General features: G+C 34.8%; 17 protein-coding genes. 13 read left to right on the forward strand and 4 right to left on the reverse strand.

What is annotated here, in order from left to right; genetic code table 11:
* Positions 1-54 precede the first annotated feature (54 nt).
* The gene (locus MKY04_RS08360; protein WP_126294145.1) at positions 55-513 is read right to left on the reverse strand and encodes a chemotaxis protein CheX; all 459 of its coding nucleotides are present in this window, start codon (positions 511-513) and stop codon (positions 55-57) included.
* 434 nt (positions 514-947) lie between these two features.
* On the opposite strand from MKY04_RS08360, the gene MKY04_RS08365 reads away from it, so the two are divergent.
* The 10 genes from MKY04_RS08365 to MKY04_RS08410 all read left to right on the forward strand — a co-directional run bounded on the left by MKY04_RS08365 (position 948) and on the right by MKY04_RS08410 (position 13,942).
* Positions 948-4,568 (forward strand): dynamin family protein, encoded by a 3,621-nt coding sequence (locus tag MKY04_RS08365; protein WP_346235616.1) that lies wholly within the window; start codon positions 948-950, stop codon positions 4,566-4,568.
* 3 nt (positions 4,569-4,571) lie between these two features.
* Positions 4,572-5,378 carry a sulfurtransferase gene (locus tag MKY04_RS08370; RefSeq protein WP_126294143.1) on the forward strand — a complete coding sequence of 269 codons (807 nt, stop codon included), beginning with the start codon at positions 4,572-4,574 and terminating at the stop codon, positions 5,376-5,378.
* 229 nt (positions 5,379-5,607) lie between these two features.
* A complete protein-coding gene (locus MKY04_RS08375) occupies positions 5,608-6,429 on the forward strand; it encodes an MBL fold metallo-hydrolase (RefSeq protein WP_346235617.1) in 822 nt (273 codons plus the stop codon).
* 94 nt (positions 6,430-6,523) lie between these two features.
* A complete protein-coding gene (locus tag MKY04_RS08380) occupies positions 6,524-7,420 on the forward strand; it encodes a stalk domain-containing protein (RefSeq protein WP_346235618.1) in 897 nt (298 codons plus the stop codon).
* Positions 7,421-7,704: 284 nt separating this feature from the next.
* Positions 7,705-8,904 (forward strand): NAD(P)-dependent malic enzyme, encoded by a 1,200-nt coding sequence (locus tag MKY04_RS08385; protein ID WP_346235619.1) that lies wholly within the window; start codon positions 7,705-7,707, stop codon positions 8,902-8,904.
* A gap of 252 nt (positions 8,905-9,156) precedes the next feature.
* Positions 9,157-10,137, forward strand: coding sequence for an ABC transporter substrate-binding protein (locus tag MKY04_RS08390; protein WP_126296177.1), 981 nt, complete (start codon positions 9,157-9,159; stop codon positions 10,135-10,137).
* A gap of 190 nt (positions 10,138-10,327) precedes the next feature.
* Positions 10,328-11,335, forward strand: a complete 1,008-nt coding sequence (locus tag MKY04_RS08395; protein ID WP_346235620.1) for an iron ABC transporter permease — start codon at positions 10,328-10,330, stop codon at positions 11,333-11,335.
* Positions 11,328-12,359: an iron ABC transporter permease gene (locus MKY04_RS08400; RefSeq protein WP_346235621.1), complete on the forward strand. Its 1,032-nt coding sequence runs from the start codon at positions 11,328-11,330 to the stop codon at positions 12,357-12,359. Before MKY04_RS08395 ends, MKY04_RS08400 begins: the two co-directional genes overlap by 8 nt.
* Before the next feature lie 10 nt (positions 12,360-12,369).
* Positions 12,370-13,176, forward strand: a complete 807-nt coding sequence (locus MKY04_RS08405) for an ABC transporter ATP-binding protein (protein WP_346235622.1) — start codon at positions 12,370-12,372, stop codon at positions 13,174-13,176.
* A gap of 10 nt (positions 13,177-13,186) precedes the next feature.
* Positions 13,187-13,942 carry an alpha/beta hydrolase gene (locus tag MKY04_RS08410; RefSeq protein WP_346235623.1) on the forward strand — a complete coding sequence of 252 codons (756 nt, stop codon included), beginning with the start codon at positions 13,187-13,189 and terminating at the stop codon, positions 13,940-13,942.
* A gap of 86 nt (positions 13,943-14,028) precedes the next feature.
* On the opposite strand, the gene pepF is transcribed toward MKY04_RS08410, so the two are convergent.
* The 3 genes from pepF to gdhA all read right to left on the reverse strand — a co-directional run bounded on the left by pepF (position 14,029) and on the right by gdhA (position 18,480).
* Positions 14,029-15,828 carry an oligoendopeptidase F gene (gene pepF, locus MKY04_RS08415; RefSeq protein ID WP_346235624.1) on the reverse strand — a complete coding sequence of 600 codons (1,800 nt, stop codon included), beginning with the start codon at positions 15,826-15,828 and terminating at the stop codon, positions 14,029-14,031.
* Between the two features lie 194 nt (positions 15,829-16,022).
* The gene (locus MKY04_RS08420; protein ID WP_346235625.1) at positions 16,023-16,643 is read right to left on the reverse strand and encodes a YIP1 family protein; all 621 of its coding nucleotides are present in this window, start codon (positions 16,641-16,643) and stop codon (positions 16,023-16,025) included.
* Between the two features lie 460 nt (positions 16,644-17,103).
* Positions 17,104-18,480 carry an NADP-specific glutamate dehydrogenase gene (gdhA, locus tag MKY04_RS08425; RefSeq protein ID WP_400194480.1) on the reverse strand — a complete coding sequence of 459 codons (1,377 nt, stop codon included), beginning with the start codon at positions 18,478-18,480 and terminating at the stop codon, positions 17,104-17,106.
* 216 nt (positions 18,481-18,696) lie between these two features.
* Between gdhA and MKY04_RS08430 the strand changes: the two genes are divergently transcribed.
* The 3 genes from MKY04_RS08430 (at position 18,697) to MKY04_RS08440 (ending at position 20,710) form a co-directional block, all read left to right on the forward strand.
* Positions 18,697-19,110, forward strand: a complete 414-nt coding sequence (locus MKY04_RS08430) for a DUF188 domain-containing protein (protein ID WP_342774111.1) — start codon at positions 18,697-18,699, stop codon at positions 19,108-19,110.
* Between the two features lie 6 nt (positions 19,111-19,116).
* Complete coding sequence (locus tag MKY04_RS08435) at positions 19,117-20,442, forward strand: D-serine ammonia-lyase (protein ID WP_126294509.1); 1,326 nt, start codon at positions 19,117-19,119, stop codon at positions 20,440-20,442.
* 133 nt (positions 20,443-20,575) lie between these two features.
* A complete protein-coding gene (locus MKY04_RS08440) occupies positions 20,576-20,710 on the forward strand; it encodes a hypothetical protein (protein ID WP_281274609.1) in 135 nt (44 codons plus the stop codon).
* Positions 20,711-21,001: the final 291 nt, after the last annotated feature.

Genomic DNA, 21,001 nt, shown 5'->3' on the forward strand with positions numbered 1-21,001 from the left:
AATCAGATGTGAAATTTCTGATAAGCCCTATGTAGAAATGAACATATTATTAATTTATTCGTCTTCATCTATAGTAAATAATATTGTAAGCAGGCCAATGCCATCAATTAATGTCGGTAGTTTAAAAGCTTTTTCAAATCCAAGCAGCTTCGTATTCCCAACTAGAACTGTCGGTGGAGTAATATCGACATTAAAAGATTGTTCGCCAACATGTGTACATAAATTACCTGCAAACATATTTCCCAACTCACCTGTAAATGATTCCAACATTTCACCTTCAAGTGGCATGCCAAACATTTTTTCTCCAATGGAACTAAATGTTGAAGATGTACTATCAATAATAACCCTTCCTTTAATATCTCCGAACAAGCCGATTAAAACGCCTATCTCTTTTTGTATGTATGGTTCAGAAAGCATAGAAGGTGATTGTATATTCAACTCCATAGGAAGTATAGTTTTTAAAGAATGAATGGAACTATTTAAAATAGTTTGTATATGTTTGGAATTATTCAATAGCATACACCCTTTTTCGACTTTTTTCCATCTTACCATTAAATTAGCATAATAGACATTAAAAAAATTTAATTTGAATTGACTACATTCTGAATTTTTTAATATAATAAAGTAAAATGAAAACGATTCTCATTAAAAAAAAGGAGAGTGAACTAAATGGTTTACTTATTTGTTGTTGCAGCTTTACTTATTTATGTTGGTATAGGCACTTATGTTTTTAAGAAAACAATAAAATCATAACCTCTTTCATAAGCCATTCCTCAATTTATTTGACCACCCTTTTAGGAACTTCTTTTTCATAAAACTTTTTCCAAATATTAATAAATGAAAAAAATCCTCTAAATTTCACATTTTTTAGCCGATTTTGTTGATAATTCATGGTAGTATAGAATATATAATTGTGACAAAAATGAGGCAGAGGAGTATTTATTTAAATGAATTCTTTTGATGAAAAACTACAGCAACTATTACAGCAATCTGCTGTTCAATACATAATTTATAAAAAAAATGATGATACAGAAAGAATGGAAAAGCTTAATTTATTTGCTCGTAAACTGCTGCAAAAGGAATATGTGATCGGTTTTGCCGGACATTTTTCAGCAGGGAAATCGAGTATGATTAATGCTTTGTCGGGAGAGGACATTCTTGCAGCCAGCCCAATTCCAACAAGTGCAAACATTGTAAAGGTTCATAAATCTGAAGAGGATTATGCCATCGTTTATATGCACGATGATAAACCTGTCAAATTTGAAGCAGGATATGATTTTAAAACGGTAAAGGAACTTAGCAAAAATGGACAGCTCGTTTCTCAAATTGAGATAGGCCACAAAGCTTCATCACTTCCTAAAGGGGTTACTGTAATGGATACTCCAGGGGTAGATTCAACGGATGACGCACATGCAATGTCAACAGAATCTGCTCTACATTTGGCAGACATTGTTTTTTATACGATGGATTACAATCATGTCCAATCTGAATTAAACTTTCAATTTACAAAACAATTAATGAAATATAACCCGAATGTTTACTTAATTGTCAACCAAATCGATAAGCATAACGATCAAGAGCTATCCTTTGAGGAGTTTAAACAATCGGTTCATCAATCATTTGCAGCATGGGGAGTTGAACCAAAAGGAATTTTCTTTACTTCCTTAAGAGCCTTTGATCATCCGAATAATGATTTTTCAACGGTTAAAAAAATCGTTATGGATTCCATGAACGATTGGGAAGAGCAACTGATTGCTACTGCTGAAAGTACATTGAAAAAACTTCAAAGTGAGCATTTAGATTATTTAGAGCAAGAGAAGCAAGATGCATTTGTCGAATTTGAAGATGTTTTAACTGCTGAAGAATGGGAAAATCATGAGGATATTCTTGAGCAATATGAAAAGCTTAAGCTTCAAACAGATTTATTTTCAGTTGAAAATTGGATTGAAACTTATAAAGACAAACGTAAAAATTTATTGGACAATGCTGCACTTATTCCAGCTGATTTCCGTGAAAAATTGCGTTCCTATCTTGAAAGTAAACAGCAAGGCTTTAAAGTAGGTGGACTTTTCACTGCTAAAAAGAAAACAGAAGAAGAAAAAAATCTGCGCAAAGAAGAAGTAAATGAGCAATATAAAACGATTTTACAATCTCAAATTATTGGTCATATGAAAAACTTAATGAAGCAATCTTTAAGAGATGTTGGTGCATTAACAGATGAGCGTGCTGCACAAATTGACGAGATGCCATTCGATGCTCCATTCTCATTAATTGAAGATCAAGTAAAAGCCGATGCTGTTATAACAGGTGATGCTGTTCTCAACTTTGCAAATCGAGTTGCTGAAGCGACAAAACGCTTCTTTATTGAAGCTACAGATGAGTGGAAAGATCAGCAAATTGAAGTGTTAAATAGTGCTGCTAGCCAGTTATCAGCACCAGTAACAGAAAAATTAAACCGCATTTCAACAAAGGTAAGAGCAATCCAATCAATTATTAAATTGGATGAAAGCAAACATTTTTCTGAAAGGGAAATGGCGTTTACATCGAAGGAAACTCGTAATGAAGCAAAAACTCAGCAAAATCTATGGGTAGATAACTTTGAACAATCTCTAAAGGAAATTCGTCCTTTTAATCCATCTATGATTGTTAAACAAGAAACGAAATACGAAGACTTCATTGAGACTGAGAAAGAATCATTGAGCATCAACGTAAAGGGCGAAGATGTTATTCATTCGGCAATAAGAACTGCAAATGCCGTTAAGAAAATTGATGGATTTGAAGAAGTTGCAAGCTTTTTAATTAAAAAAGTAGAACGACTCAAACAAAAAGATTTTACTATTGCTTTATTTGGAGCATTTAGTGCAGGGAAATCAAGTTTTTCTAATGCATTAATGGGATCGAAAGTTTTACCGGTTTCACCAAATCCGACAACTGCAGCGATTAATAAAATTCGACCAGTGAGTGAGGAACATCCTCATGAAACAGCAGATGTTCAATTAAAAACAGCACAACAGCTATTGGAGGATATCCAAGGTTCATATAGTGCTATTGGCATTACAGTTAATTCTCTATCTGAGGCATATGAAAGAGCGGAAGAAGGATTACAGGTTAAATTAATGGATGAGAGATTAAATGTTCATAAGTCATTTATTCGTGCATTTTCACAGGGATTTAAAACTTATGAATCTCAACTTGGTCAAACAATACGCGTTAGTCGTACTGAATTTGAGCGTTTTGTTGCAGAAGAAAGTCGTTCGTGCTTTGTAGATAATATTGACTTTTACTATGACTGCTCTTTAACAAGGATGGGTGTCACACTAGTTGATACACCGGGAGCAGATTCAATCAATGCCCGCCATACGGGTGTTGCATTTGACTATATTCGCAATGCTGATGCAATTTTATTTATTACGTACTATAATCATGCCTTCGCAAAAGCAGATCGTGAATTTTTAATTCAACTTGGTCGTGTGAAGGACGCATTTGAGCTGGATAAAATGTTCTTTATTGTAAATGCAATTGACCTTGCTGCAACATCAGATGAAGAAGAAGAAGTGAAAAACTATGTTCGGAATGAATTACAACGTTTCGGCATTCGCTTCCCAAAATTATATGGTGTTTCAAGTCTACTTGCTTTGCGTGAAAAAGAGGAAATTAAAGATTATCAATCAGGAATGCATGATTTTGAAGAGGCGTTCCATTGCTTCTTAAATGAAGAACTAACGTCAATAGCAATCCAAGCTCTTCATGAGGAAGTAGAGAAAACACATCAACGCTTCTCTGATTTAATTACCCAAACAGAAGATAACTTAAAGCGTAAAGATGAACGTCTAGCAGAACTTAAAAAATTAGAGGAGCATATACAAAGCAAATATACGACTGCTTCAACAAGTATTCTTGAAAGTGACGTTAAACAAGAATTAGATGAATTACTTTACTATGTGATGCAGCGTGTATATTACCGCTATCCTGATTTCTTTAGAGAAGGCTACAATCCTTCAACTTTTGCGTCAATGCCGGCTCAAACAGCACTTGAGCAAGCATTAAAGGAGACATTAGATGCACTGAAGTTTGATTTTGCACAAGAGCTTCGTGTAACTAACTTCCGATTAACACAATTTGTACAAAAGAAAATGGTTGAACGTTTTAAAGATGAGGTGCGCTCATTAAAAGAATTAAACACGAGCTTTTCATTCCTTGCTTACGAGCCTGATGAGCCAAATTTACTAGACTTCTCAGGTCCGTTTGAAGAATTTACTAAATATGCTTCAGTGAAGTCCTATTTTAAAAACGCGAAAGCATTTTTCGAAAAAAATGAAAAGGAACAACTAAAAAGTGCACTTGAAGAACTAACAAAGCCTGATGCACAAAGCTATGTTGATGCACAAAAAGAAGAACTGGTAAAATGGTCGATTAACTTTATTCAAAATGAAGCGAATAATCTTAATGAACATTTATTCAAGCAAGCAATGAATCAGATTGAAACAGAAAGACTTTTACTTCAAGAAGAGGATCGATTGGCAACTTGGAAATCAATCTATTCAGATTTGCAAAAAACGGAGGTATAAAAAATGGCTAAAGTTTTTGTTGATGCAAAGGAAGTAAAAGATGGAAGATTTATTGATGCGCGGTTCAATCTAAAAGATAAAAAATGGGGACAGCTTGAATATGATAAAGAGCATATTCAAGGGGCAATTTATTGGGATTTGGAGCGTGATTTATCGGATTTATCAAGAATCGAGGGACGTCATCCAATACCTTTAAAAGAGCAATTACAACTTTTGTTTGAACAATCCGGCTTGAAATTGGAAGATACAATATATATTTACGACCAAGGTGCTGCGCCTTTTGCTGCTCGTGCGTGGTGGATGCTAAAATATGCGAGCTTTCCAAACGTATTTATTGTCAATGGCGGATATGATGCACTAAAACAAGCTGGATTTGCTGTTACAAATAAAATGCCGACTTTTGCTCCGTCAAAAATTACAATTACTTGGAATGAATCTATTTATGCTTCACGTTCAGATGTGAAAAATATTGTTGATAACAAAGAAAAAGCAACATTATTAGATGCACGCGCTGCCGAAAGATATCGAGGGGAAAATGAGACGATTGATCATATTGCAGGGCATATTCCAACAGCAAAAAACTTTGATTGGGAGCAATTAGTTAAGGGAACTTCATTGCACCCAAATGAACAATTGTTAAAGAAAGTAAGCAAGGACGAAGAAATAGTAGTATACTGCGGCTCAGGTGTAACTGCTTCTCCGTTATATGCAGTTCTTGAGGAGGCTGGCTACGAAAAGATTCGCTTATATGTTGGCAGCTACAGCGACTGGATAGCACATTATGATATAGAAACTGGAGAAAACATATAAGAAGCTTATTCTTTATCTAACGTCTATAAAGACTCTTCAAAATAAAATACTCTCTTTACTAACATATAAAGAATCCGCATTACTTCCGCTATGCTATACACATACAAGAAGGATAGCGGATTCTTTTAGCGTATTTTATTAATATGAAAAGATTTTCTAATTCGCTCTTTAAATGAATGAATCATCATTCGCTTGCTATAATCTATAGATTAATAAGGGGGATGGGACAATGCTTTTAAAAAAATCAATTGAATTAGGAAGTGTGAATGGAATATCGTACGCGAATTGGTTAGTAACCTTTAAAAATATTTCGCTAAATGTTTATTGTTTTGCAGTTGACGGAGTATTAATCGATACAGGTTCAAGATCCTTAAAGAAACAATTCCAGCCATTTTTACTCGAGTCAGATATTGATCAAGTAGTAATTACACACATCCATGAAGATCATAGTGGGGGCGCATCCGTTATTAAGGAACATCGTAATGTTCCAATTTATATTCATGAAATGTCAGTAAAAGAGTGTGAAACAAATCCAGATTATCCGCTGTATAGAAAAGTATTTTGGGGTAAAAGGAAGCCGTTTCAAGCAAAACCGATTGGCAAATCCTTTTCATCGAGAAATTCTGTTTGGGAAGTAATCGAGACACCAGGTCATGCAAAAGATCATCTTGCTTTCTTAAATCAACAAACAGGACAATTATTTTCAGGAGACCTATTCGTTCAACAAAAGACTAAAGTCATTTTAAGAGATGAAAGTATTCCGACAATTATACAATCGATAAAAAGGTTACTTACTTATAATTTTGAAGAGCTTTACTGTAGTCATGCTGGTTTTGTTAAAGATGGTCGAGGAATGTTAGAGAACAAACTAGAGTATTTACTAGAACTTCAACATAAAGTACTTACACTTTATAAGGAAGGGAATAGTGTTCAACAAATTCAAGGCCAGCTATTTAAGAGAAAATACCCGATTACAAATTTATCTTTTGGTGAGTGGGATTCAATACATATTATTACTTCAATACTAAAAGATACAAAACAACTAATTTAAAACAATATTTTCAAATAAACCAATTTTTTATGAAACTTTTACAAGGCTGGTACGACTAATTAAACGAATAGTTTTTGAGAGGAGCGAAAGAGAAATGAAAAAGGCTATACCTTTTCTTCTAACTTCAGCAATGGTAAGTGGTTTTATGCTTTCTCCAGCTGTATATGCTGAGAATAATGAGAGCATACCAATTGCAGAACAAGAAGTTGAAAATTACTTTACTGTTGCAGGGGAAATTAAAAAAATAACAGAGGAACCATCTGGAAATTATTTTGCAGCAGTTGAAAATGGTGAACAACAATTTGGATTTTACTTCAATGACACAGTGAAAGTATTTGACAACACTGGAAAACAAGTGGAGTTAAAGGAAGGAATGAACATTACTGCATTCGTTGATGCGAATAATATCATGCTTATGATTTATCCACCTCGCTATTCACCAGATGTAGTAATTGTTCAAACAGAACAACAAGGAACGGCTGAACTGCAACAATTTGATGAAAATCTTTTAAACAAAAAGAAAGATTTAAAAATCTTTGTTAATGATCAAACGATTATTGAAAATTTAGCTGGGGTAAAAAAATCAAAAGAAGACATCATAAATAGAGACGTACTTATTTTTTATGATATTGTCTTAGAAAGTTACCCTGGTCAAACAACACCAAAAAAGATTGTTATATTAACCGAATATTCTCAAGAAATTGAGAATGCAATCGCCATTGCAGAAAATGACTTTTATGAAGTGAACGGTGAAAAAATGATTCCACTTCGACTTGTATCAGAACAACTAGGATTTAAGGTAGAATCTAATGGAAACGGTGCAATTATTTCCAAAGGAAATCTATCTTTTACAATTACACGAGGTTCAACTGCTTATGGCTACAATAAAGCTTTAGGATATTTTAAAGAAGCACCAGCTTTATTGGAAGAAAATAAAACATATGTACCTTATGAGTTTTTAGAAAAATTAATCGAAATTAGTGAAGAATAAAATAATTGGCTACCAACCAAAATGACTACATACATCTTTTTGTATGTAGTCTTTTATTTTTCTAAAATAATAAAGAAGTTTTGAAAACGCCTTCACAAAAGGAAATAAATAGGAATTGGTACTATGTGAAAATATACACAATTAACAGAAAAAGATACATTAAGTAAAAAATATTCATTTAATTTAGAAAATTTCGTTATTTAATATTGACTTTATTTAAGTGAAGTAATATTATACAAAAATATAGAGAAAATTACAGAATTTGTTTGGAAAGGGTGGGCTTTGTGGATTTAATGAAAAAATCGATTGAAATGCACGCACAGTACAAAGGGAAAATGGAGGTTATTTCAAAAGTTCCGGTAATGGATACATATGACCTAAGTTTAGCGTATTCACCGGGTGTCGCAGCTCCATGTATTGAAATTGATAAAAATAGGTCATCTGTTTATGACTATACAATGAAGGGGAATTTTGTAGCGATTGTTACAGATGGTTCTGCAGTTTTAGGATTGGGCGATATCGGTCCAGAAGCGGCGCTACCTGTAATGGAAGGGAAAGCGTTATTGTTAAAAAAAATTAGCAATGTTGATGCAGTACCTATTTGTTTAGATACGAAGAACGTTGATGAAATTGTAAGAACGGTAAAAGCAATTTCCCCTACATTTGGTGCAATTAATTTAGAAGATATTTCCGCACCACGTTGTTTTGAAATTGAAAATCGCCTTCGCAAAGAGTGTAATATTCCTGTTTTTCATGATGATCAACATGGTACAGCAATTGTAGTAGCTGCTGGATTAAAAAATGCAATGAAGATTGTAGGGAAAGAAAAAGAGCTAACTAAAATTGTCATTAATGGAGCAGGAGCAGCAGGAATTGCAATTTTACGTTTATTACTACAGATTGGCTTTAAAAATATCATAATGTGTGATTCGACAGGAATCATATATAGTGGCAGGCCAACAGGCATGAACCCTGTAAAAGATAAAATTGCTCACCTAACAAACCCGGAAAATTTACAAGGAAGTTTAAGTGATGCACTTGTGGGGGCTGATGTTTTTGTTGGTGTATCGGTTGCAAACTTGTTGACTGAACAACATATTCAGTCCATGAACCAAGACCCGATTGTTTTCGCAATAGCAAACCCAAATCCAGAAATTACTTATGAAAATGCTAAAGCATGGGGTGTACGTATTATAGGGACTGGCCGTTCTGATTATCCAAATCAAGTGAATAATATGCTGGCATTCCCTGGTATATTTAGAGGTGCATTAGATGTCCGAGCAACAGATATAAACGAAGAAATGAAGCTTGCAGCGGTAGAAGCCATCGCATCACTCGTATCCGATGAAGAACTTCATGAAGAGTTTATTATTCCGAAAGCATTGGATGAACGGGTGCCAGTTGCAGTTGCTAAAGCTGTTGGAGATGCAGCAATTCATTCAGGAGTATCAAATCTATTTCCATCACCAATAAAAATGAATTAAAAAAACATAGTTTTGATATTGAAAAGAAAAAATTTTCCTGGACAGATACTCAATAAATAAAAAAGAGAGATTGTTTCAAAATTACTTGAAACAATCTCTCTTTTATTCGTAAAACGGCAAAAGTCCATATATTTTTGACGTTTTGTCTATTTCTATTATGTAAAATATTTGTAATAATTACGTTAATGAGAATGATAATCAATTAAGTGTGATTATCATTCCCATTGAAGAAAAATAATTAGAGGTGTAAACATGAAAAAATATTGGGCATTTGGTGCAGCAGCACTATTAACATTAGCTATAGCAGGGTGTGGATCGTCAGAAGACGGCAGCAGCACTTCTTCAAGTACTGAAGTTAAAACAGAAAACACGTCAAAAGAAGCAACATCAGCTGCTACACAGACAATTACATATTTAGATAAGGAATATTCTGTTCCTGCAGAAATTAACAATATCGCAGCAGCAAGTTTAGAATCAATGGAAGATGCAGCAATGTTAGGTATTAAACCTGTGGGTGTGTTGCAGGTAGGTGGTGCTATTCCAACCTACTTAGAACAAGAGTTGGCTGGAGCACAATTAATAGGAGATAAAATGGAGCCGAATGCAGAAGCTATTTTGGCACTAAAACCGGACGTTATTATTGGTTCATCAAAATGGGGTGAGGATGTATTTCAAAAAATGAATAAAATCCAAACTGCCATTCCTTATTCTCATATCTCAACAAACTGGAAAGATAATTTAACTTTATTAGCTGGTTTAGCGGGAAAAGATGAAGAAGCAAAGCAAATTATTGCTGATTATGAAGAAAAGGCGACGGATTTAAAAACGAAAGCAAGTGAACAATTAGTTGATAAAAATATTTTAATTATCCGTATTCGTGGTGGATTAATGTACATTTACCCAGAAGGAGTATATTTAAACCCAGTATTATATGAGGATTTAGGTGCGCCAGTGCCAGAAGTGATTAAGGCTGCTAAAGCACAAGCAGAAATTACATTAGAAACATTGGCAGAAGTAAATCCTGATGCAATCTTTTTACAGTTTGAAACAACTGAAAATGCCGAAGCATCACAGGCATTAGAAGAACTACAAAGCAATCCAATCTTTTCAAGTATAAAAGCAGCTCAAAATAATCAAGTATTTGTTAATGTAATCGACCCAATGGCACAAGGTGGTACTGCATGGTCAAAAGTTAAATTTTTAGACGCAGCTGCTGAAAAACTTCTACAATGACAGAGCTGGCAGTTTGAGCTGGTTTAGGCCATCTCTACTGCCAGTTTTTATGTAGTTAGAAAAGCAGTGGGACTTCATATTATCAAGGGGTAAGCAGCACAGAGTCTCTAGAGTAGTAAGGTGTAGCGTTAATGGGGAGCACACAAATATAATGCGCTTATTTTATCATTTTTAGAAAAAGGTGTGAACGTTGAAAAAGACAATTCATTTACCAATACTTATCATTATATCTTCTCCAATTTTTATTGGAATCATCACATTGATATCTATTTTATACGGTACAAAAGATATTAGTGCTATAACCGTATGGGAAGCAATAACGAATTTTGATAAAGCAAATATTGATCATCAAATTATTCGCACAAACAGAATTCCACGAGCAATTGCTGTACTATTAGTCGGTTCATTTTTAGCGGTTGCCGGGGCTGTGATGCAGGGAATAACTCGAAATTTTTTAGCATCTCCTTCATTAATGGGTGTTAATGATGGCTCAGCATTCGCTATTACATTGGCTATCGTGTTTCTTCCTGGACTCCCTAATTATCAAATGATTTTAATATCGATGCTTGGTTCAGCATTAGGGGCTGGACTCGTCTTTGGGTTCGGTTCGCTCATTCGAAATGGTTTATCTCCTGTTCGACTAGCGATTATAGGGACGGTGATTGGATCATTTTTAAGTAGTATTGCGACAGCGATAGCAATGTATTTCCAAGTTTCACAAACTATCAGTGCCTGGTATAACACAAAAATACATACAGTAGATTTGAATATGCTTACACTATCTATCCCATTTGGAATATTTGGACTTTTGTTAGCCATTGTTTCAGCACGGGCGATTACAATCACATCTCTAGGCGAAGACATTGCTATCGGATTAGGACAAAAAACAAAGATAATAAAAATTATTAGCATGTTTAGCGTCGTTTGTTTAACCGGTACTGCTGTTGCACTTGTTGGGAAAATAGCTTTCGTAGGTCTGGTTATTCCGCATATTACGAGATTTATTGTGGGAGTAGATTATCGTTATATTATTCCTTGTGCAGCAGTATTTGGAGCGTTTTTCTTATCATTATGTGATTGCTTTAGCCGATTTATAAATTATCCTTTTGAAACGCCTATAGGGGTTGTCACAGCTCTCATTGGTGTGCCATTCTTCTTATATTTAATACGAAAATTTGGGGGTGAGAAGCGTGGCTAGGAGATCATATCATTTATTTTTATGGAGCTCAGTTTCACTTTTTTTATTAATTTTAGGAGCTAGTTATTTACATATTACGAACGGTGTTTTCGATATGTCAGTAATTGATGTGGCAAAAACGTTAATGAGGATTAATTCAAATAAAGAATTTGATTTAGTTATTTTTGAATTTCGATTGCCCCGCATTGTGATTGCTGCATTGGTTGGAGTAGGTTTGGGAATAGCAGGTGTTGTCTTGCAAGGGATTACTCGAAATGGTCTTGCAGATCCCGGGATTCTGGGAATCAATGCTGGGGCAGGAGCAGCAGTTGTCATCTTTATGTATTTCTTCCAAGTAAGACTGCTTGATTCAGATATGAGCAGCTGGTTATTAATTATGATGATGCCACTTTTTGGATTTATTGGAGGAACAATTGCGGCAGCTCTTATTTTTTCTTTTGCATTAAAAAATGGACACCTTGATATGCAGAGATTAATTTTAACAGGAATATCAATTAATAGCGGGTTTGGTGCTCTTTCAATGTACTTATCTTTAAAAATGAACGAAAAGGACTTTGAATCTGCAGCGGTTTGGATGACTGGAACAATTTATAATGCCAATTGGATTTTTGTTATTGCGATGTTGCCATGGCTACTGATTCTAGGATTTTACATATACAAAAAATCCTATTTGCTGGACTATTTTCAACTCGATGAAGATAATATGACGAGTTTAGGAATTCATGTTGAAAAGGAAAAGATAACCTTGCTATTAGCGTGTGTTGGATTAGTCAGTGCATGTGTTTCGGTATCAGGAAGCATTGGTTTTATTGGGTTGATGGCTCCGCATATTGCTAGACAACTAGTTGGCATCCATCACAAATATATTATGCCAATCAGCGCTCTTATAGGAGCGGGGCTGCTCATACTAAGTGATTTTATCGCTAAAACCGTTTTTGCTCCTGATGAAATAGCAGTAGGAATTGTTGTATCAATAATAGGAATTCCATATTTCTTATATTTACTCGTAAAGGCAAAAGATTAGGAGGGGTATTATGGCTACAGCTTTTCGTATAGAGGATTTAATAGCAGGTTACGACAATTCAATTATTTTTGAAGGATTAAATGCAATCATTCCAGAAGGGAAAATAACGACAATTATTGGTCCTAATGGCTGTGGAAAATCAACATTGTTAAAAACAATAGGGCGTATTCTAAAAAAGGACCGGGGAAATATTTATCTGCTGGATCAAAATATGCAGAATCTTACTACGAAAGAAATTGCAAAAAAAATGGCGATTTTATCACAATCTCCATCTGCACCGTCTCAATTAAAGGTTGAAGAGCTTGTATCCTACGGAAGATATCCGCACAGAAAAAACGTCAATCGCCTAACAAAGAAGGACATAGAAATGATTGAATGGGCAATGGATGTAACGAAAACGACGGATTATCGAAGTCGCGAATTAGCCCAGCTTTCAGGTGGACAAAGACAGAGGGTATGGCTGGCTATGGCATTAGCTCAAGAAACGGATATTTTATTGCTTGATGAACCAACAACTTATTTAGACATGGCTCATCAAATTGAGGTATTAAATATTGTACAGGAGTTAAATGAGCTGCACGGATGTACGATTGTGATGGTTCTACATGACATTAACCACGCAGCGCGTTACTCACATGAACTCATTGCAATGCGGCAAGGAGAAATTATCGAACATGGCTCAGCAGATGAAGTCATTACTAAAGAAGTATTACAAAATGTATTTCATATAAATGCGAAAATCCTGCATGATGAAGAAACTAATAAGCCAGTTTGCTTTACATACGACATATTAAAAAATGAAGTTTCAGCTCTTTAGGAGGGGAATTATGGGTGATTTTTTAATAAGCTCTAAATTTACAAACTATCAATATACAATTTATGTTCATGTTCCAGATATTGAACAGCCAAAAGAAGGTTTTTCAATTATTTATATACTTGATGGACTTTCTTATTTTCCATTAGCTAAACAAGTTGTTAAATTACAGTCACGAAATACTTTAAAAACAAGGGTGGAAGATTCAATAGTAGTTGGTATATGCCACCAAGAGGAAACAATGCGTAAGCGACGATTTTACGATTTTACTGCCCCGAGTGAAAAGTATCAATTTCCAGAGCGTACAAAAGGGAAATTAGATGACTTAAATGAGTTTGGTGGAGCAGAAAACTTCTCTCGTTTTTTAATGGATGAATTAAAGCCGTTAATCGAAACTAAATACCCGGTAAATAAAAATAAGCAAACCATTTATGGGCATTCTTTGTCAGGTTATTATGTACTTTGGAATTTTTTAACGAAGCCCCAATCCTTCCAAACATATATTGCAGTAAGTCCGTCAATTTGGTGGAATAACAGGGAGTTATTTCGTATGCTAAAAGACGCTTCGCTCGATGAACTTGCTCCTCTATTTATCATTGTAGGGGAAAGAGAGGGATTTATGGTTGAGGATGCAAAACATTTTTATGAAGAGATTCCAAGCATGAATAAGCGGCTATTTGTTGCAGATGATGAAAATCATGCTTCGGTTGTGCCTACAACTTTAAGCAGGGCATTTCGTTTTTGTTCGGAAGTGGGCTTAAATCGATAAAATAAAGTAAACCCCAATTCTAGTTAAAATCTAACAATTGGGGTTTATGCTTTTAATGAACAGCTGCGAAAACAAATATATATTAATTAAATATGATCTATCTCTTCTGTTAATTGTTCTAATTGGTCTATTAAAGAACCGATAAATGCAATGGTATCACGCAATGGTTTATCTGTAGTAATATCAACCCCTGCCATTTGTGCAAGCTCAATAGGTGTTTTTGTACCTCCTGCTTTTAACACGTTAACCCAATCTTCAACAGCTCTATTGCCTTCCCGAAGAATGCGTTGAGAAACCTGAGTAGCAATTGTAAGTCCTGCAGAATACGTATAAGGATATAAGCCCATATAGTAGTGTGGCTGGCGCATCCAAGTAAGTTCTGCCCCTTCAATAATCTCCACGTCATCGCCCCAGAAGTCTTGTAAAACAGAACGTTTTAATTTATTTAAAATCGATGCATTTACACTGCCGCCTTCATCTATTATTTCATACACTTTGCGTTGGTATGCTGCTTCTAAAAGGTGGGTTACAAAATTGTGATAGTACGTACGAGCCACAATAGTAGATATAACCCATCGTTTAAAACGGGCATCGTTCGAATTTTCTAATAAGTAGTTTGCCATCAGCATTTCATTCATTGTAGAAGGTGCTTCGATAAAATAAAGAGAAGGGCGTGCATTAAAGACATTTTGTTCAGCATTTGCTAAGTAAAAATGTCCTGCATGACCTAATTCGTGAGCAAGAACAAATACTTCGTTCATCCGAGAAGTCCACGAAATCAATATAAAAGGGTGATAACCATATGGGCTTGAACAAAAGGCTCCGGTTGATTTCCCATGATTCTGGGCAAAATCGATCCAACGTTCGTCAAATGCGCGGTCAAGCATTTTCTGATAGTTTTCACCCATTACGGCAAGCCCTTTTTTCATGTATGCCCGTGATTCTTCGATAGAAATCCTTGGTTCATAGGTTGGATCTAATGATATTTTTAAATCAGCAAATGTCATATTTTCTAAGCCGTGAACCTTTTGCAGAAGTTTTGCGTAACGGCGCATATGAGGAGCTAATTCTGCAGTAATTAAATCAATTTGGCGATTATAAAGCTCTCTATCAACTTCTTGGTTAAAAAGTAAGAAATCAAAAATAGACTTATAACCACGTAAGTCTGATTCAGTTTTTTCAATTTTTAAATGCATATCATATGTTTTGGCTGTTGTATGTTGATATTGGCGTAATTTAGTCGAAAATGCTTCAAAAGCAGCTCGACGTATTTCTGTATCGGATTCCAGTTCCCAATCCCCTTCGAACAGATTATAACTTAATGGATAGGTTTTTCCATTTACTTCAAATTGTTCGAATTGGATATCTACTAATTTTGTTGTGTTATATAGTTCATAAGGAGCATCAAAAGTAGCGCCAAAAGCTGCCAATGCTTTTTCAGCGTCTGGATGGAGTAGATAAGACTTTTTACGAATTAGCTTTTCAATGTAGTGAGCAAAATCAGGTGAAAGATTTTTAGCTTCTATAAGAATTGCTTCTTCTAATTGTAATAATTCGCTTGTTATAAAGGAAAGGTCAGCATTGATTTTAGCAAAAACCTGTCCGACCTTAGCTGAACGCATTTGTGCTGCATCATCTGTTTGGTCGACGCTATATGCTAAGCTTGCGTATGTTCCAATAGGAATCATCTTCTCATTTAAATTTTTATAAGCAGCTAAAACTAATAGAACCTTTTTCGCGTCGGTAATTTTGTTTTTAAAATTTAGTTCAATAAGGTTAGCTTCCTCAGCAACGGTTTTAATAGCTTCCTCAAATAATTGCTCAGTTGCAAAAAGATGCGTTAAATCCCATGTTTCTTCAATCTTCACTTCATTTCTTTTAATCATGTTAAACCCCTTTCTTTACGGAATAATAAAGTTTTAATGATCAGTCTCTTTTCTTATTCCGGTGGTCGAAATAAATTGTACCATAGTTTTACATAGTATTATAGCTGTTGATTGAAAATTCTAACTTTTGAGAAAGGGAAAGGTCCAATCCTAAAAGTTATTTTGGACGAACCCTCTGTGTACAATTAACAAATCTATAGCAAAACAGAAGTAAAAATAATGATAATTAAAATTGGAACAATAATCAGTAATAACAATATTAAACTTGAGATGAGGAGGATAAAAAAGGATTTCCAATAAGGTATATTATGTACTTCTGAAACGATTGGAATAGCAATAACAAGACACCAAATAGTGATAATAAAATTAAGCACTAGGTCAATCGTTGGAAGAAAGAACATGCCATTTTCATAGTCGTAAAATAAACTAATTGGTTCGATAAACAGCCATATAAGATAAAAAGGAATCATAAAAACATAAGGAATGTTAAATAAAGAGATTGCTTTGAAAATATCTTTATATTCACCTATACCTTTAAATAATTTTCCAATTAACCATAACTCTAAAGCAAATAAACTATTAGATAAAAGGCCAAGAATGGGCGATAATACAATAATTAATAATATAATACCCCAAATAGGAAGGGTAGGATAAAGCTCACTATCAACTAAAAGTGATAATAGTATTCCTATAAAACCTACACTTATAATTATCATTGTAAAGAAGAAGCTTTTATTTTGGAGAATATAACGAGTTGTTCTTTTGGGGTGAAGCCATACAGAAAAATATGGATTTACTCTTTCTAATTGAGTCATATTAGTTCCTCCTATTAGGTTTTACAATAAAAGTAAAACATTATAAAACAAAAATGTAAACTTCATAGAAGTGGAAAAGAGGCTGGGACATAACTAAAAGACGCCATTTTTCTTGATGAGAAAAATGACGTTTTTTTGCTAAGTGGAAAATTGATTTCCGTTCCGGGACCGCGCATCCAGGGCTGGCCCAGAGCCTCCTCGTCGCTACGCTCCTGTGGGGTCTCGAGTCTCGGGCTGTTCCCGCAGGAAGCTTTGTACCTGACGCTTCGCTTTCGGTACAGAAAAACATTGCTCTGTAGCGAAAGGCGCAGCCGGCAGCTACACTCGCCCCTTCACTCCAATCGATTTTCAAAAAATATCAAATTCTTATTAATGATAAAAGCGAATTCTTACAAAAAATCCACTTATGTCCCAGCCCCTTCAAACATTCCAGTATTGAAATTTAAATTTAGCTTTTTTATTAATAAACTCCTTCTGAAATCATTCCATTCGCAACCTTTACAAAACCAGCAATGTTTGAACCAACAACTAAGTTGCCAGGATGCCCATAATTTTCGGCTGCAGTTTTACTTTCGAGATAAATAGATTTCATGATGCCATGAAGTTTTTCATCTACTTCATTAAATGACCAATAGTTTCGACCTGAATTTTGTGCCATTTCTAGAGCAGATACAGCAACTCCACCAGCATTTGCAGCTTTTGCAGGTCCGAAAAGTACACCATTATCTAAGAAGATATTAATTGCTTCTAAGTTAGATGGCATATTTGCACCTTCTGCAACTACCTTTACGCCATTTGCGAGTAATGTACGAGCTGCTTCTCCATCAATCTCATTTTGAGTTGCGCAAGGTAAAGCGATATCACATGGAATAGTCCAAATATTATTGCACCCTTCTGTATATGTTGCATTTGAACGGTAATCTACATAGGTTTTAATACGATCGCCTTTTACTTCTTTAATCTCTTTAACAAGCTTTAGGTCAATGCCATCTGGATCGTAAATATATCCGTTTGAGTCAGAGCATGCAACAACTTTTGCTCCAAAATGCTGTGCTTTTTCGATTGCATAAATTGCAACGTTTCCAGAACCTGAAACAACAACAGTTTTGTTTAAAAATGAAAGTTTCGCATCTTGCAGCATTTGCTCTACAAAATAAATTAATCCATATCCAGTTGCTTCCTTACGAGCAAGAGATCCTCCATAGCGAGGTTGTTTGCCAGTTAAAACACCAGCTTCATATGCACCGCGGATTCGTTTATATTGTCCGTAAAGGTAACCAATCTCTCTTCCACCTACACCGATATCTCCAGCAGGAACATCGACATCAGGACCGATATGACGGTATAATTCTGTCATGAACGCTTGGCAGAAACGCATAATCTCTGAATCTGATTTACCCTTTGGATCAAAATCCGAACCTCCCTTACCGCCACCAATAGGCAGTCCAGTTAATGAGTTTTTGAAAATTTGTTCAAAGGCTAAAAATTTCATAATTGATTCGTTTACTGTTGGGTGGAAACGTAAACCACCTTTATAGGGGCCTACAACATTATTAAACTGTACCCGATAGCCCCGATTTACTTGGACATTATTTTGGTCGTCTTGCCACGTAATTCGGAATGAGATAATTCTGTCTGGTTCAACGATTCGAGATAAAATATTATGTTTAATATATTCTGGATGTTTTTCAAAAACTGGTACTAAGGATAAAAAGATTTCTTCCACAGCTTGTAAGAATTCTAGTTGGTGTGCATTTTTTTGTTTAAGTTGTTCGAATACTGAATCTATATAGTTTTGTGCAGCTGATTTTGTACTAATTACTTCTGTCGTCATCATGTTACCCCCGTTTTTTTGTTGATGAATGTATAGTATTATGATTTTTCTAACAATTCAATAAAATATTTTGCTCGCAAGTTTATGACATGTTTATGTAAGGTTGCAATTAATGCTGAATTTACTATTTAAATATAATAAATTTATACAAATATTTCTAGGTGGTGAAGGTCTATTTTACAGTTACTAATTGATGCAGATGCTTGTCCGGTTGTTGATTTGGCGCTGTTTATATCATCTCAATATGAGATTAAACCAATCTTGTTTTGCGATACATCACATACTATAGAAAGGGAGAATGCAATAACAATTACAGTGCCGAAAGGGCCCGATTCAGTTGATTTTAAGCTGGTTAATGCGGTTTCAAGATACGATATTGTCATCACACAAGACTACGGATTAGCAGCAATGTGTTTAGCGAAGGGGGCGTTTGTTATTGATCAAAATGGAAGAGAAATGACTTCAGATAACATTGCTCAATTACTTGCTTTTCGATTTGAAAGTGCAAAAATTAGACGTTCAGGAGGTCGAACAAAAGGTCCAAAAAAACGAACGGAAAAAAATAATATTTCGTTTGAAATGAAATTTCGACAAATTTGTGAACGAGCGATTTTGGAGAAAAAAGGGGGATGAAATAAAATGATTGAAAAACAAAAAATAGAAAAATTAAGGAATCAATTTTATTTATTAAATGACATATCTATGTTAAAACCGGTGTTATGGATAAACCCAAAAAAACAACTGACTCTGCCAAAAGATGATTTTTCAATTCATGAAGCTAAAGAGGCAGAGGAACTATTAAAGCGATTCTCTTCTTATATAAGAGCGGCGTTTCCTGAAACTGAAAAATCGCAAGGAATCATTGAGTCCGAAATAAAAGAAATTTCTAATATGAAACGTCATCTAGAAGAACTAGAAGGTATTAAAATATCGGGGAAATTTATTTTAAAATGCGACCATTCTTTGCCGATTTCTGGTTCCATTAAGGCGCGAGGTGGAATTTATGAAGTGCTAAAATATGCAGAGGCGCTCGCAATTGATAATGGTTACTTATCATATGATGATAATTATGAAAAGCTTGCTAGTGATACATTTAAGCAATTTTATAGTCAATATAAAATTGCAGTCGGCTCAACTGGGAATCTGGGGTTAAGTATTGGAATTATGGGAGCAAAACTAGGCTTTCAAGTTACCGTTCATATGTCAGCAGATGCAAAGGAATGGAAAAAACAATTGCTTAGGGAAAAAGGGGTTGAGGTAATTGAATATTCATCAGATTATAGCAAAGCGGTTGAAGAAGGAAGGAAACAGGCAGAACTTGATGAAAAATGCCATTTTGTAGATGATGAAAATTCAAAGGACTTATTTGCAGGTTACGCAGTAGCAGCTGCAAGATTACAAAAGCAGCTAATTGATTCAAAAATACTTGTTGATAAAGATCACCCTTTATTTGTCTATTTGCCTTGCGGTGTAGGAGGTGGCCCAGGAGGAGTTGCGTATGGTTTAAAAGCACTGTATGGAGAAAATGTTCATATATTCTTTGGTGAACCAATTCAATCACCATGCATGTTATTAGGAATGATGACTGGGCTACACGATGGGATTTCTGTAGCAGACATTGGCTTATCTAATCAAACAGAAGCGGATGGATTAGCAGTTGGACGAGCATCCAAATTTGTTGGGAAAATAATGGAGCCAATTATAAGCGGATGTTATACAGTTAGTGATCAATTTTTATTTAATAGCTTAAAAGATATATATAAACAGGAACATATTTTTATGGAGCCATCTGCTCATGCTGGTGTTTATGGTCCAATCATGTTAATGAAAAACGGCAGTCACTATCTTTCGGAAAATGACTTAACAGCAAAAATGGAGCACGCAACTCATCTGATATGGTCAACAGGGGGAGATATGGTACCGCCCGAGCAGCGTATAGAGTATTTACAAAAAACTCTAAAATAGAGATAAACTGACATAAAGCAGTACAAATCATTAGTATGGTTTGTGCTGCTATTTTTTAGAATAAGCAAAAAATTGAATAACGGATAAAAAAAATCTTATGACTCACAATAATAATTGTGGAGGTGAGAATGGAATGGGCAGCAATAAACATAAAAACAATAAAACGCAAGATAACAAAAAACAACAAAATCAAAATCAAAACGCGAATAAGCGTGAAGAGTTTGCTGAGGAAATAAACGTAAATAAAAACCGTAATAAAAAATCATAACAGCTTCTAGCTAAAAATAACATCTAACTATTAAGTGCTGACTGATTTTATCAGGTAAAAATAAACCCTAATAGAAACCCTTTTATTAAAGGGGATATCTATTGGGGTTTTTGATTCAGAGTAGTCGCTTTTAGAAATTACTTTTCCTTTTTATTTGATTAGTCACATTTCTATAAAAAATACCCGGAAATAATATTCCGGGCTTGATTACACTTACTTAAATTCCTCCATGACACACTGCCTCGCTTTTCGCATTGTATCTTAAGATTTACCTAAGAAAACCTTGCTTTA

Source organism: Lysinibacillus telephonicus, from assembly GCF_039654155.1.
Classification (GTDB): Bacteria; Bacillota; Bacilli; order Bacillales_A; family Planococcaceae; genus Ureibacillus; species Ureibacillus telephonicus.